Genomic DNA, 14,400 nt, shown 5'->3' on the forward strand with positions numbered 1-14,400 from the left:
CAATACATTTTATATTTTAGATAGAATGTCCCAACTATCGTAAAACTACTATGGATTTTCAATCTCTCAATCAGATTTTAGGCTATCTCCAAATTATGGAGCGATCGCCCCAACAACAACAGTTTCTGAAGCTGATGGAATATTGGGAGCAAGTTTTAGGAGTTATGGCTACCCAAACTCAACCTCTATATATAGACCGGGGAGTTTTATATGTAGCAACATCTAGTGCTGCTTTGTCTCAAGAACTTAGTTTTCGGGTGCCCCAACTTTTAGATAAGCTCAATCATTTTTTACCCACACCCCTGGACAATATCAGGTTTTCTGCTGCTCACTGGCATCCAATTGACTCTCATAAGTCGAGACAAACTGAAAAAAATGATTGGCTAGAGCATCCTAGCATGATTCCTCAATCTCAAAAAGTAACCTTGGAAGACTCGACTCACAAAAATCAAAGTCCTAAAGCCACATTTAAAAATTGGGCTAAAACTATCAATACCCGCTTTCAAGGTTTACCTCTATGTCCTCAATGCCAATGTCCTACACCCCCAGGAGAAATTCAACGTTGGTCAGTATGTGCAATTTGTGCCACTAAACAGTGGTCATCAAGTTAAGCTTTAATTCTTTCATAATTTTAACTCCTAAAACGTAATTGAAAAGACAAAAACATTAATTTCTATACTAAGTAGGTGACTAAAAATTTTTGATAGTTTTTTTTCATCTATCTTTATGGGCTTTGAGGCAAAAATCTTTTCCATTACTGGGTTTAAATATTATCTATTTTACTTTGATCTGAGTTACCGTTTAACTTGATCCCTATCAAGTTTCCCGAAATAATGTATGAATAAATACATTTTCTCTTACAAGATTTTACATAAATGTTTCTGTTTATAAAGCAATTATAAAAATAATATAAATTTTATTCAATTGATAGGGATATTCAGAATCTAGATATCACAATGGATTTAATAGATTAAAACCACCAGTCACTAGGGTTCAAAATATTAAGATAGACTTAATTAAATTTAGGAAAATTTTTTATGAAACCCACTTTAGTTTGTCGTAATTGTCGATACTATTTACCAGAAGGAAGACGTGGTGGTGTTTGTCAAAAGTTAACAACGCCAGTTGAAAGTAATTGGAAAGCTTGTTCATTAGCTTCATCTCCCTTTAATAAATCCTGGGAAAATATTGAGACCATAGCTATCTGGAATCAGCAAATTGAGCAAAATTTGGAAGTAGTTAGTGTTACTTGAAATCAAAGTTAAAAGCCTTGTTTGTTTTTTCTTTCAAGAAAGTGCTTGATACCCTTTTATTAAGAATAAGGTTGATCTCCAATTTTTTTAGCTCAACTAACTAACAAAATTGGAGTTAGTTACTATGAGAAATATAAGTTAATATCTTACTTGACGTTCTCCTCTGCCTAAAGGCAAGAGGATTCTAAGTATCACTATCCAGATTTTCTCTTTCGTCGAGTCGGCTTATCTGTTTGGGTTTCCCCATCCAGACAGAGGCCAGTCTCTCCAGAGATGTTACTTTCCCCGCGCCCCGGGGTAGTTGATAGTTGCTTGAGAGCAGATTGGAGAATATTAATTGCGGCATTCTCGTCCCTATCTGCTTCATAACCACAGTGGGGACATTTATGGGTTCTAGTGCTTAAGGTTTTGCTTACTTTTTTGCCACAGTTTGAGCAGTTTTGAGATGTATTGAATGGCTCAACTGCAATAACTGGAATGCCATAAATGCTGCCAAAATACTCTAACCATTCCCTGAATTTATACCAAGCTGCATCATTAATTGATTTGGCCAAATGATGATTTTTAACCATGTTACGCACTTTTAGGTTTTCTATCGCTACCAAGTCGTTAGACTCGATGACGTGCTGCGCTTCTTTACAAGCCCAATCGTTACGTCTGCGTGATACCTTGAGATGCGACGGCGCTCTATGTGCGGACGCAGGTTCCGCACCCGCGCCTTCTCTACCCAACCGATTCCTTGCTTTTATCCTGTTTTTGCTACCTTTTTTAGTACCAGATAAACGCTTCTGTAGCTTTTTGATTTGGCGCTCATCCTTTCTGAAAAACCGAGGATTATCGACTTGATTACCTTCAGAATCGGTGTAGAAATGATTTAAACCTACATCTAATCCCGTTTGTTTTCCTGTTAATTCTTTTTTTTCCTCCCTGATGTGGTCAATTAAAAACTGAGCATAATAACCGTCATGCCTTCTAATTATTCTAACTCGTTTAATTTGTTTGAGTTGATAATAATGAAGGTTGCGACTTCCCCATAGTTTAAAAGTACCAACTTCAAATTTATCCGTTAAAGTCAAATAACGTCTATCTTCTGAAAGTTTCCAACCAGAGGTTTTATATTCAACCGAGGCTCTAACCTGATACTTTTTAAACTTAGGATACCCTCTCTTGGTGCGCGTTCCCTTGCGACTTCCGTCGTCGCGGGGTCGCACCGCTTTTTTACCAGGCACTTTAGCTTTACCGATAAATTGTGGTTTAAAGCCTCCCTTTTAAGGGGAAAAAGAAAAAAAATTTCCTTTGAGTCAATCCTATCCGTTTTCAAGGAGAGGTAATTATTAATTATTAATTATTAATTATTAATTGTTGAAAGTTTTTGTAGAATCTTTCAATAGCTGCCCAAGCCCTCTCAGCATGAGCTTGTCTTGCCATTGAATTCAGTTTTTTTGCCCAGGGAAAATCTAGATTATCTGCTAAGATTTTACAGTATTTGTAGGCATCACTACGACTCTTAACCTGCCCGTCAATCCATGCTTTGATGATGCTATTGCGGACAAAACGCCCCGTACGAATAGCCTCATCCAGCTTTTCGTATTGGAATTTTTCTCCTTCTAATTTCATCTCATAAACCAGCATGGTTTTATTGTTTTTACCTACGATAGATGTAGCATTAAAAGCCAGAAAATGACAACTAACTTGCCAAAAAAGCCGTCCTTTCAGGACGGGGCTTTAAACCCATTTTTTTCGGTAAAAAAAAGCTACATTTTTATCCTTACCTATCCTGGGGCGCAGGGAAAATAACGCCTAGCAAAGAGACCGACCTGTTCTTGAATAGGGAAACTCAGACAAGTAAGCCGACTCGACGAAAGAGGAAGCTTAAATAGTGATATTTAGAATCTTGGTGTCTTTAGCCGGGGAAAACTTCAATCTAAGGTAACCAAGGGTATTTACGAAAGTCTGGAGGTCTTTTTTCTAGGAATGCTTTTTTACCTTCAGCTCCTTCCTCTGTCATGTAGTAAAGAAGAGTAGCATTACCAGCCAATTCTTGTAGACCAGCTTGCCCATCACAGTCAGCATTAAAAGCAGCTTTGAGACAACGAATAGCGATCGGGCTTTTTTCCAGAATTTCTGATGCCCACTTAATACCCTCTATTTCTAGTTCCTCTACAGGTACAACACAGTTAACCAAGCCCATTTCCAAAGCTTCTTGAGCTGTATACTGCCGACAGAGGAACCAAATTTCTCGTGCCTTTTTCTGACCAACAATTCTAGCTAAATAACTGGCCCCAAAACCACCATCAAAACTACCTACTTTAGGTCCAGTTTGGCCAAAAATTGCATTGTCAGCAGCAATAGTTAAGTCACAAATAATATGCAAAACATGACCCCCCCCAATAGCATATCCAGCAACTAAAGCAATGACAACTTTGGGCATGGAGCGAATTAAGCGTTGTAAGTCCAATACATTCAGTCGTGGTACTCCAGCTTCATCAACATAACCTGCTGTACCTCTTACACTTTGGTCTCCACCAGCACAGAAAGCATACTTACCGTCTGTGTGAGGTCCAGCACCTGTAAACAAAACCACTCCAATATTTGGGTCTTCACGAGCATCAACAAAAGCATCATAAAGTTCAAACACAGTTTTAGGACGAAAAGCATTACGCTTGTGGGGACGATTAATAGTTATTTTGGCAATTCCATCAGTTTTGTGGTAAAGAATATCGCTATACTCTTTAACAATTTGCCACTTTATTTGCAAAGGCTGATTACTCATATTTTTAGAAGTTGTTGACATTATCTCCCGTTAAATCAAAGATTATAATGGGAGATTGCCAAACTTCACGATTTAGGGTGACAGCTTGAGTGGCACTTATCTAGACTGTTGCCAGTCCCCGACAGTACACCAACGAGCGTCAATTTGCTCCACGAGCTGCAAAGGCCGCAGTGACAACTCAGTGTTATGATGTTCCCATTGCATCATAATTCTATATCAATAGAGTGCTGGCTTGTTTGTTTGGTCGCGATTCATCTCCTGGTAAATCGGAGATTATACCGGGAGTCCTCACTAGCTCGATTTTTGATAGATATTTTGTTGATAATTTCTTAAATTACTTTAATATTCAATCTCTCCCACTCCTTTGAGAAGTCAGAAGTCAGAAGTCAGAAGTCAGAAGTTAGAAATTATATAGAATCTGGTTATGTTGATAATTTCTTAAATTACTTCAATCTCCCCCACTCCTTTGAGAAGTCAGAAGTCAGAAGTCAGAAGTCAGAAGTTAGAAATTATATAGAATCTGGTTATGTTGATAATTTCTTAAATTACTTTAATATTCAATCTCTCCCACTCCTTTGAGAAGTCAGAAGTCAGAAGTCAGAAGTCAGAAGTTAGAAATTATATAGAATCTGGTTATGTTGATAATTTCTTAAATTACTTCAATCTCCCCCACTTCCCTACTCCCTAACTCCCCCACTCTCAAATATATGATAAGTATTCAGGGGTTTTACGATGATTGACCATTCGAGTTATATAGTCCATCAAAAGTGGATGAGTCGAGTATTAGAATTGGCCAAAATTGCTGGTAATGCGGGAGAAGTACCAGTTGCAGCTGTAATAGTAAACTCAGATGGCAAGTTGATTGCAGAAGCTCAAAACCGACGGCAGCGAGATTTTGACCCTACTGCTCATGCAGAAATATTGGCTTTGCGACAAGCGGGACAAATTTTGCGGAATTGGCACTTAAATCAATGTACTCTCTACGTTAATCTAGAACCTTGCCCGATGTGTACAGGGGCAATATTGCAGGCAAGAATAGGTTTATTGGTTTATGGAGCAGACGATCCGAAAACTGGCACAATACGAACTGTTGCTAATTTTCCAGATAGCGTTTTTTCTAATCATCGTCTGGCTGTATTGGGAGGAGTAATGGAATCTGTTTGTCGTCAAGAATTACAGTCTTGGTTTGCTCGTCTTCGGTAAATAATAGAAATTTGATCAATGTTTGCTACATTTTCTTGAGTAAGGGAGTAGGGAGTGGGGGAGTGGGGAGTGAGGGAGTAGGGGAGTAGGGGAGTAGGGGAGAAGTAAAAATAAGAATAATTAACAATAACTAGCTAATAATTGTCAAAAAAGTTATTCAGTTTGTGTTTATTTAGTAAAGTAACTAACTTTGAAAGTAATCCTAAATCCGGTTGTAAAACCAACTTTTTAATATTGACTAAATCTTTTATATCAAGCTGTTACGCGATAAAGATAAAAGGTTTATGAAAACCGGATTTAGTATAAGATAGGTCCATAAAAATCAAAAAGATGATAACTGAGGTGTTAATTTATATCATAGTTGACAGTAGAATAAGTGTCATTTAAGAATGCCACTATACCAGGAATAAAATTTAGCTTAGAGTCAAGAAATTAAGTTAGATGATTGAGCTAAAAAACTATGATAAATCTTGACTTTATCCAAGCTTTTTTAAGGAAAGTACATTCTCCAATAAATTCAAAATATTCTAGCATTTCTCCTTGGTTAGCATCTTTGTCTTATTTTTTAGGTCGTCACATACTAATGCCGTTTTATTTTCGTAGAATAAATATTATTGGAAAAGAGAATATTCCGAAAGATGGAGCTGTGATTTTAGCTCCTACTCATCGTTCTCGTTGGGATGGGTTAATTATACCTTATACAACAGGTAGGTTAGTGACTGGTCGAGACCTAAGATTTATGGTTAGTATGGATGAAGTTAGAGGTTTACAAGGTTGGCTTATTAGGCGTTTGGGTGGATTTCCTGTTAACCCAAAAAATCTGACAGTTTCTTGTTTTCGTCATGGAGTAGAATTAATGTTAAATAGGGAAATGTTAGTGATATTTCCTGAAGGTAAAATTTTCCGCGATCGCCAAGTTCATTCTCTCAAAACAGGATTAGCTAGAATCGGATTACAAGCTGAGTCTTATCAAGAAAATCTTGATGTTAAAATAGTGCCTATATCTTTGAATTACAATCCAGTTATTCCACGTCGTGGTTGTAGTGTTATGGTTCGTATTGGTGTTCCTTTATCTGTAAAAGATTATATTTATGGTTCATGTAAAAAGCAGGCACAAAATTTAACTATGGATTTAGAAGCAGCGCTTAAAAATATAGATGGGCATTCAACAATTAACAATTAATTATTAATTATTAATTATTAATTATTACTCCTCCTGAAAATGGATAGAATTTGCTAACAATATTTTTTTAATTTATCTATTCGGGTGTATCTCAATGCGTGAATAAAGCCAAAAATTTATCGCTTTTAGGGAACACCGGATCTGGGAACAGGGAATAGGAAAAAAGTATTTTTACAAATATGAGATGCACCCATCTATTCTTTAAATCAGAGGTTATAAATAGGGCTTGCTGATTAAATCTAAAAGCATTGACATATAAAGACAAGTGCCTTTTTGGGGCCTTTAAAAAGTGCCTGGTTTTCAGCTCTTCATGCTCAAAGAAAGAGCGTATTTTAGGCTCATAGTTGAGCAGAATAATCTTGGGACAAAACTTAGCTCCTACCTCCTCGCTCATTCCCCGTTCTTCCTGTCTTCCCCTCCTGGGAGGGGTTAGGGGTGGGTTGTCTCCTGTCTCCTGTTTCCTACCCCTACTAAAAGACTTTTGAGCGCAAACCCTAAATATTGATTATTTGGTAAATCAGAGAAGAAAGAGGAAGGAATAATAAATATATTTTTCTCGCTAATCAGGGTGAATAATTAACTTTCATTGTGAGTCTAAAGTTTTTAAATTTTATGGCAAAATCAATATTCTATACCTAAGAATATGGAAAAGGCTTTTATTTATTTATAGTGATTTTAAAAGATTCTTGATTATCCTAAATTTTCAGCACACCTGAATACTCTCAAAAAATATATAATATTAGCTTGATAAATGTTTGCTACAAATAATAGATGATTTTTGTATGGGGTTGGTTTGTTTTTGTCAAAAGTTATTGAGCTAACTCAGCGAGGAAATATATTATTGTTATTGTTATTGTTATTGCTTTTTCTAACTTATTCATTCTTTTCTAGATAACTCAAGCCTTCTTCGTTAACTACATTATTTTTCAATAATTGATAATTGATAATGGATAATTGATAATTACCTCTCCCTAAAAGGAAGAGGATTGAATAAAAGGAAAATATTTTCTTGTTTCTCCACGGCGAGTGAGAGGCTTTAAACCTTAATCATTCGGTAAGATTTTTTTGAAAAATGTTATAGTATGATAGTTATCAATAATTTGGAAAAAATCCAAAACTAATATGAAATACTAAAATTTTTGTTATTTACCCTTTTTCTTGTCAAAGAGGTTTAAGGGAGATATTGCGTAGCATTCTTTTTCATATTTCATATATAGTAGAATTAAGAAGGAAGAAGGAAGAAGGAAGAATCTGGCGTTGCCTGAGTTTTAAGTTTTTGATATATCCGCGCTCTTTCTTTTGACTGCTATAACATCATAATATTAAATATTTGAGTAGTGATATACAAGTAGTAATTTTTATAGTTTTTTTCTAAAAATGAAAGGGATTTACTTATCAATATCACTACATTTACAGAACTTCAAATTTTTGTAGTTCCTATCTTTTTTACCTTTTCTGTATTTCTGTACAACTTTATAGAAGTTTACACGGATAGTTAGGAAAAGTTTAAGAACGACCGCTATTTATTATTTCCAAAAATTCTAAAAATTTGTACTTAATTTAGTAGAAAATCCCTGTACATTTAAGACTGCTATATGAGGATATTTTGTATATGAAGTCAGTATTCACAAATTTTATCCCTAATTTTCAATCTAGGCAAATTGTTTGTTTGGAGTATGAAAATACTTGTTTATATGCAGAAGTAATTCAAGTATTAGAAAAACGCAAAATGTGTTGGGTTCGTCCTTTGTTATTGAAATTATCTACTTCAGAAGTTAGGAGTGAAAATCATCAAAACAATTTAGAAAAATCAAATTTATGGGATTTGCGAGATGGTGCTGATTTGGTTTGGCCGATATGTTTATTCAGGGAAGCTATTGATACAGAATTTATGCCACTTTTGACTGAATTAGAATTGCTAGACAGTCAAGAGAAAAGTCTGCAAATTTCACACCAAAAATTACAACATTTTGTCAGGAAAGTTTGGCAAGCTTATCCTGATGTTTTTCCCTTGATTCAGGATTAATATTTGGAATATTTGATAAGTAATTAATCTAGCAATTAATTGATGTTATTTTTCTTGTATTTTCTATATATAATGACTTTTAAAAATGGGATAATTGTTTGATTAGTGAGCTACTAATACCAAGCTTGATAAATATTTGCTACATTTTCTTGAACTGGTGACCCACCCCTAATACCATTTATCAAAAACTTTTATACATTTTATTGGGTAGGGTAGTAGGGGAGTGGGGGAGTTAACCCACCCTAACCCCTCCCAGGAGGGGAAGAATAAACATAAGAATAATTAACATTAAATTTACTCAAATTAGCAAAAAAATTATTCGGCTCTTTTTAATTACTTAATAACTGAAGTGTTACCTAAGTATAGCATTACTTTTGGGAATTGGTATAACCCCTCCTAGGATGGGGAATAGGAGAGTAGGGACGTTGCATACAACGTCCGAGAGTGAGTAGTAAACATAAGAATAATTAATAATAACTAGGGTGCTAATTATCAAAAAAGTTATTCAGTTTTTTAGAGTAGGAATAATCTCGACTATCAAATGTTACATTTTGCGAGTTTTTCTGCTAGATAAGGAGCGCCAAAATTCCAAACATGAGAAGTAACTCTAAAAGGAAGATGTCCGTAAGGAGCTGAAATTTGATATGTAATATTTTTATATCTTTTATACTTCTCGCCCCACCCTACTTGCTTGATAAAAATGTCAGCGATAGCTACATTATGAATTCCTGGTTTACCTCCTACCTCGCTCCAAATTTGTTTTTGAATGCTAAATCCAAATTTACCATCACTATATTTAATCCACAATTGATTAATTTTATCTAAGTCTTTGCAGGGGATATTTTCGATATCTTCTAAATTAAGCCAATAGTGTTTTTTTCGATCTACCAGTGAAAGTATAATTTTGAATGTTTCTCGGTCTGCTTCTTGAAATTTATCGGATGATAATAGGTTTTCCAAAGTTGTGTAATCTACTTTTTTATCTATATAGTTAATAGTTGTTTGGGGAATATCTGGAATATTAGTTTCGGGTAAAGGTTGGGGTACTTTTTGAGGTTGTGTAGTGGGATGAGATTTTTGTTGTGGGATAGGAGTAGGTTGAGGGGGTGAAGGGCGAGAAGTTATCGAAAAATTCAGCTTGGGAGAATAGATATAAGTCACAACAATAAATATGAGTATACCTGTTCCAATTGGTAATATATTTGCTTGTCCTTGATAAAAAGTTTTGACAGAATTTTGATAAAGAGGTTTGATACCTGGAATATTTAAGGTAGCCATTTGAGACATAATTGTTCGAGAAACCTGAGATATTTGAGACATAAGACTCTGAGGTTTAACTTGAAGTAATGTCAACCATTCCTGTACAGTCTGAGGGCGGTTTTCAGGTTGAATTTCCATTCCTTTAAGAATGGCATTATTCACGCGATCGCTAATTTTTTTATTGATTTGTTTTGGTTCTACTAATAGGTCTTGTTTACCGGTTTTTTTTATCAGCTTGAAAATCAACTTTAAAGCGAAGCGGATTTGTTTTGGTAAGGGGGTTTTATGTATGGCTAATTGAGTATGATATCTATCTATAGAGTTAGGTAATGGAGAGTTAGTGAGAAGTACATAAAGTGTGGCTGCTAAAGCATAAATATCTGTATATTCTCCTGGTTTATGTTTGCGAGTATATTGTTCTATAGGTGCATAACCTGGTGTATAAAATTGGGTGAAGCTGTTGGTTTGATTGGGAATAAAGTCACGGGCAATACCAAAATCAATTAAAACTACTTCTTGTGTGTTTTTGCGCAATATAATATTTTCTGGTTTGATATCCCGGTGCAGAATTTTTTTGCTGTGAATTACTATTAGTGCATTAGCAATTTGCTGAATATAATAGAGTGCTCTTTGTGCGGGTAATATTCCTTGTTTATTGATAACATCAGCTAAGTTATCTCCCTCTATAAATTCCATGACAATACAATAGAGTTGTCCCTCTTGAAAGGAATGATAAAATTTGACGATATTCTGATGCTGGAATTTTTTTAGTTGTTCAGCTTCGTATCGAAATCGCTTTTGAAATTTACCAAAATCAGGTAGTTTTTGTACCCGATTATTTAAGGTTTTAATAACTACTTTTGTGCCGATATTCTGATTATCCCATGCTAAATAGGTGATGCCGAAGCCTCCTTCTCCTAAATTTTTTTCTATGGAATATCTGCCGTTATTTAAAGTAGTACCTGGTAGCCAGTTGTTCATCGGAGTTAAATTAATAAGATTATTAATTGGGTTTATTCATAAGTTTAGTTTCCCCATCTATTTATATCTAAACCAGCTTCAAAAAATATTGCTAAAAAGTTGTTGATAAGAGTATGGGCAATTTATGTTTGCGAAGCATTCTATAAAAGATTACTTGTACAAGAGTTAGAAAAAGTGGAAATCTCTGATATGAAATTAACTCAAAGGTTGTTCCATCTAAATCGGTAATTTATTTCTACAGTCAGAAAATCATCAAAGGGTGCATTTAATATTTGTAAATTGATAACTCAGGTAAGGAGATAATAAAAGTTTCAGCCTTGGATAAAGTGTGTTTTGTTAAAACTGAGATGCACCGATAACAAGAAGCATATATTGTAAAATTCAAACCATTTATCTTCTTTTTTTTAATACTTATCTGTTCCATTTTTCCTATTCCCTACTCTCTGACTGTAGTAATATTTTATTAAATTGGTATTAAGAGTTTTGCTAGGTTTTGTAGGTAGTTTGACTGTAATTATTTTTTTAATTTGGTATCAATAATTTTTAATCTCTCAATGTTGAGAATGCAATAGGACTAATTGTAACTAATACTGTCACAAATAAAAGTGCTATTTTTTGTTCAACATTTGTCATTTCCCAGGCTTCTTCTAAACCTATAGTGAGAAAAGCTGTGCGACTATCGTGTAATAAAATATTTTGCGCAGTTCCTAAAAAAGAGGTATAAGCATCAAAAATAATGGCAGCCACATGAACTACTTTTAACACTAGGTATATTATATTTGTTTCACATTCTGACCAAATATCTTTTGTACTAATACTCAATCCTAAAATTAAAGCGCTACCAACTATGGCAGTCATATAAATACCAATATTTCCTTGATTCAAATTAGTCACTCCCAATAACCCTACTATGCCGAGAAAACTTGTAACCAAGTCCCAAAGAGACCCTATTATCAAAATACCTAAAAATATTCGCATTTTATTTCACTCCTTAGCTAAACTTTTTAACCTATTACCTAAAAAACAGCATAATTCCAGCAATAATAATTGCTACAACCCAAAGTATTACCATCAATAGATTAGTTGGAATTTTTTTAATTTATGGTTATTTTTGTTTTGGTTGATTAGTTTATTTTCGCTCTTTAATACTTGATTTTCCCTAATTACTGGATAACTGGTAGGTGATGCTTCTGCAATTTCCCACTTGTGAATAAAATTCTGAAATTCTGCTGTTGACATCCCATAAAAAAAACCTTTCCAAGAGTACCATGAAGTTTGAATTGACCAGTTCCGGATTGGTAACTGATTGTTATTTTTTTGATCGATAAATTCTATATAAGTTTTAGCGTCAATCAAACTACCAGTTTGTTTTAAGTTAGTTTCTAATTGTTTCCAAGAGTCGAAAAACTCTTTTTCCTGTTTAGCAGACACTTCAAAAGCAAAAAAAAACTTATCTGCATGGTAAATTTGTCAGAATTCAATTAAATACCTCCTGTTTAGTATTGATGAAGTAATCGATAACTAATACTTTTTCTCTTGAATGGTGCAACTAATTTTTGCCTTTGTCAGCCAAGACTGCTTTACTCTAAAATTTTCTGATTTAAGATTCCTTTACTACGGAAATTTTATCGGTTTTTTTGATTTATTTGATTTCAATAAGCCACACTCATCAGAGCATTCAGCTATCAGCTATTAACTGATTGTTCTTGGAGAAGGAATGAATATTGATATATTGCTCCATAATTAAAAGTTATGAGTAAAAATATTTCCCTTGACCTTAGCAATTTAATAAATTACACAGCTAGTAGCAAAATTTCATCCTTCGTGTACTAGGAAAATGAAAATTTTTTCGGAGAATGAAGCATCCCTATTTTTTAGGGAGTCGAGTAGATAAATCAGATACTATTTCATAGAGAAATTGGCATCAAAAGAATACAAAGAATAATTCTTATACAACAACTCCTATATCTTTTCAGAAAAGTCAAAAATTAAAAGCAAAGATTGATTTAACTGAACAGTTTAACTGACAATAATTTCATACAAAATAGTTGTATGAAAGTTGAAAATTATATATGACATGATTTTAGTAAGTAGGTAGGTCTAATTAAACGTTAAAAAAATTGTCGGGGCGGGTTTAACCGAAAGCTTTGACTTCAGCGCTTACGAGTTCTAAAAATCCACCCTCTAATATTGCGTTTATTTATGCTCACTTACTTAAATGGATAGCAAAAATAACAAATAGGTATATATTAACAACTAAATTTTTCTTTTGTCAGTGATAAATATTGATAAAAAGTGACAAAAAGTAGCGCATTATTCAAAGCTATGTTAAAGTACAATACAAAACTAATTCCTAAGTTGACAAGAATGAATGTGGAAGAAGCACTGGCTATTGTAGAAGATGTCTTAGATGATGAAGACTGCCTGAATGATATTGAAGAGTTTATTTTTAGGGAATGTTGGCAAGGTAAACAGTCTTATGAAGAAATGGCGAAAAGTTCTCCCTATGATAGTGAATATATTAAGTCTGTTGCAGCAAAATTATGGAAAAAATTATCGAAAACTAAAGCTTTTAATGAAAAGGTAAAAAAATAATCTTCGGTCAGTTATTCGACGATATTTACAGAGACAGAAAGTTATATCAAATCAAAATCAAATAATAGGAGTAAATCTCAGTGGAACTAATTTAAGTGTAAATGAAGCTAACTTATGTCAAACAGATTTACATGAGTTAATCGTACTGACAAATGGTAAAAAATTAGAGGAGGAAAGTACAAGTACTAAAGCCGATCACCAACAAAATAAATCCTACTTGAAAAACACAGTTAACTGGAATGGTTTAGATTTTAATTCTCAGGCAGAAGTAAAAATTGCCGAAGCACTCGATCGCGCCAATATTATATTTTTCCCTAATACAAAAATTAGATTGACCACTGCCACAGGTAGAGAAAATAAAATAGTTAATTTCGTCATATTACACAGAAAAAAATAGGAATTATTCAAATTAGTGACAAACCTTTTTACCCAGATACAAACTTGGATGCCGAAATTAAATTAATTCAAAATTATGATATTTCCTCCTGTACTAAACAACCAGATAAAGTTATAGCCGAATTTTTAGAGTTATTAAATCAAGCATAAATAAAAATATCTTGATATATTTTGAACTTATTCAACCTAATCATTTGTTATACATCAGAAAATATATCTGAAAATACTGTCAAAACTTAGAATTATGAGTTATAGCACAAAGAATAAAGAAGAGGCAAAAAATAAAAAGTTTAATTATTGATATTCCCAAGCTTGCAACTATCTTATAAGTCAAATACATTTATAACTGCTGTTATACCAAATTGATAAATATTTACTACAAATAGTTAGGCTATTTCTTAGGAGTCACTGAGTCAGGAGTCAGGAGTCGTATGGGAATTGCTTCAATACCAGTTTTTAGGTTGTAAATTCTCTTTTTTGTCAAAGATATATTTCCTGCAAAATCTTTTTATCGCACTTACTATTCGTAACATTCTTTTTTCACGCTTGGTATTATATATATACAGAAGAAATGAAAAGATACTATATATAGCGGATTCCATATTGGTGAGGTACACCCATTGCTGGCAATATGCTATAGCGGGCAAGATGTCCTCACAGGAAACATTAATTGTTAATATCTGTACTTCATATATAGCATTTCTCAAGTTACTAAGGTACAGTTATTTTT

The 14,400-nt window shown here is 33.8% G+C and carries 11 protein-coding genes and 2 pseudogenes; 7 read left to right on the forward strand and 6 right to left on the reverse strand.

Features of this window, described 5'->3' with window-relative positions; all coding sequences use genetic code 11:
* Nucleotides 1-50: 50 nt before the first annotated feature.
* On the forward strand, nt 51-611 hold the full coding sequence (locus SAGCYANO_RS01030; protein ID WP_202218389.1) for a DUF721 domain-containing protein: 561 nt from the start codon (nt 51-53) through the stop codon (nt 609-611).
* 426 nt (nt 612-1,037) lie between these two features.
* Nucleotides 1,038-1,253, forward strand: a complete 216-nt coding sequence (locus SAGCYANO_RS01035; RefSeq protein WP_202218390.1) for a hypothetical protein — start codon at nt 1,038-1,040, stop codon at nt 1,251-1,253.
* Between the two features lie 194 nt (nt 1,254-1,447).
* Here SAGCYANO_RS01035 and SAGCYANO_RS01040 read toward each other — a convergent pair.
* The 3 genes and pseudogenes from SAGCYANO_RS01040 to menB all read right to left on the reverse strand — a co-directional run.
* Nucleotides 1,448-2,485: pseudogene (locus SAGCYANO_RS01040) on the reverse strand (RNA-guided endonuclease InsQ/TnpB family protein); the annotation flags it as partial.
* 127 nt (nt 2,486-2,612) lie between these two features.
* Nucleotides 2,613-2,885, reverse strand: a pseudogene (locus tag SAGCYANO_RS01045) (hypothetical protein); the annotation flags it as partial.
* Nucleotides 2,886-3,177: 292 nt separating this feature from the next.
* Nucleotides 3,178-4,011 (reverse strand): 1,4-dihydroxy-2-naphthoyl-CoA synthase, encoded by an 834-nt coding sequence (gene menB / locus SAGCYANO_RS01050; RefSeq protein ID WP_202218444.1) that lies wholly within the window; start codon nt 4,009-4,011, stop codon nt 3,178-3,180.
* A 747-nt stretch (nt 4,012-4,758) separates the two neighbouring features.
* Between menB and SAGCYANO_RS01055 the strand changes: the two genes are divergently transcribed.
* The 3 genes from SAGCYANO_RS01055 to SAGCYANO_RS01065 all read left to right on the forward strand — a co-directional run bounded on the left by SAGCYANO_RS01055 (nt 4,759) and on the right by SAGCYANO_RS01065 (nt 8,438).
* On the forward strand, nt 4,759-5,229 hold the full coding sequence (locus SAGCYANO_RS01055; RefSeq protein WP_202218391.1) for a nucleoside deaminase: 471 nt from the start codon (nt 4,759-4,761) through the stop codon (nt 5,227-5,229).
* A gap of 460 nt (nt 5,230-5,689) precedes the next feature.
* Nucleotides 5,690-6,412, forward strand: coding sequence for a 1-acyl-sn-glycerol-3-phosphate acyltransferase (locus tag SAGCYANO_RS01060; RefSeq protein WP_202218392.1), 723 nt, complete (start codon nt 5,690-5,692; stop codon nt 6,410-6,412).
* Nucleotides 6,413-8,024: 1,612 nt separating this feature from the next.
* Nucleotides 8,025-8,438 carry a hypothetical protein gene (locus SAGCYANO_RS01065; protein WP_202218393.1) on the forward strand — a complete coding sequence of 138 codons (414 nt, stop codon included), beginning with the start codon at nt 8,025-8,027 and terminating at the stop codon, nt 8,436-8,438.
* A 537-nt stretch (nt 8,439-8,975) separates the two neighbouring features.
* Here the strand turns inward: SAGCYANO_RS01065 and SAGCYANO_RS01070 are convergent.
* The 3 genes from SAGCYANO_RS01070 to SAGCYANO_RS01080 all read right to left on the reverse strand — a co-directional run bounded on the left by SAGCYANO_RS01070 (nt 8,976) and on the right by SAGCYANO_RS01080 (nt 12,110).
* Nucleotides 8,976-10,679, reverse strand: a complete 1,704-nt coding sequence (locus SAGCYANO_RS01070; protein WP_202218394.1) for a serine/threonine-protein kinase — start codon at nt 10,677-10,679, stop codon at nt 8,976-8,978.
* Nucleotides 10,680-11,222: 543 nt separating this feature from the next.
* Entirely contained in the window at nt 11,223-11,657 is a 435-nt protein-coding gene (locus SAGCYANO_RS01075) for a hypothetical protein (protein ID WP_202218395.1), read from the reverse strand.
* A 93-nt stretch (nt 11,658-11,750) separates the two neighbouring features.
* On the reverse strand, nt 11,751-12,110 hold the full coding sequence (locus SAGCYANO_RS01080) for a hypothetical protein (RefSeq protein ID WP_202218396.1): 360 nt from the start codon (nt 12,108-12,110) through the stop codon (nt 11,751-11,753).
* A gap of 864 nt (nt 12,111-12,974) precedes the next feature.
* Between SAGCYANO_RS01080 and SAGCYANO_RS43785 the strand changes: the two genes are divergently transcribed.
* Complete coding sequence (locus SAGCYANO_RS43785) at nt 12,975-13,274, forward strand: hypothetical protein (protein WP_237395488.1); 300 nt, start codon at nt 12,975-12,977, stop codon at nt 13,272-13,274.
* Nucleotides 13,275-13,491: 217 nt separating this feature from the next.
* On the forward strand, nt 13,492-13,671 hold the full coding sequence (locus SAGCYANO_RS43790) for a hypothetical protein (protein ID WP_237395490.1): 180 nt from the start codon (nt 13,492-13,494) through the stop codon (nt 13,669-13,671).
* Nucleotides 13,672-14,400 lie beyond the last annotated feature (729 nt).

This window comes from Okeania sp. KiyG1, assembly GCF_014132355.1.
Classification (GTDB): domain Bacteria; phylum Cyanobacteriota; class Cyanobacteriia; order Cyanobacteriales; family Microcoleaceae; genus Okeania.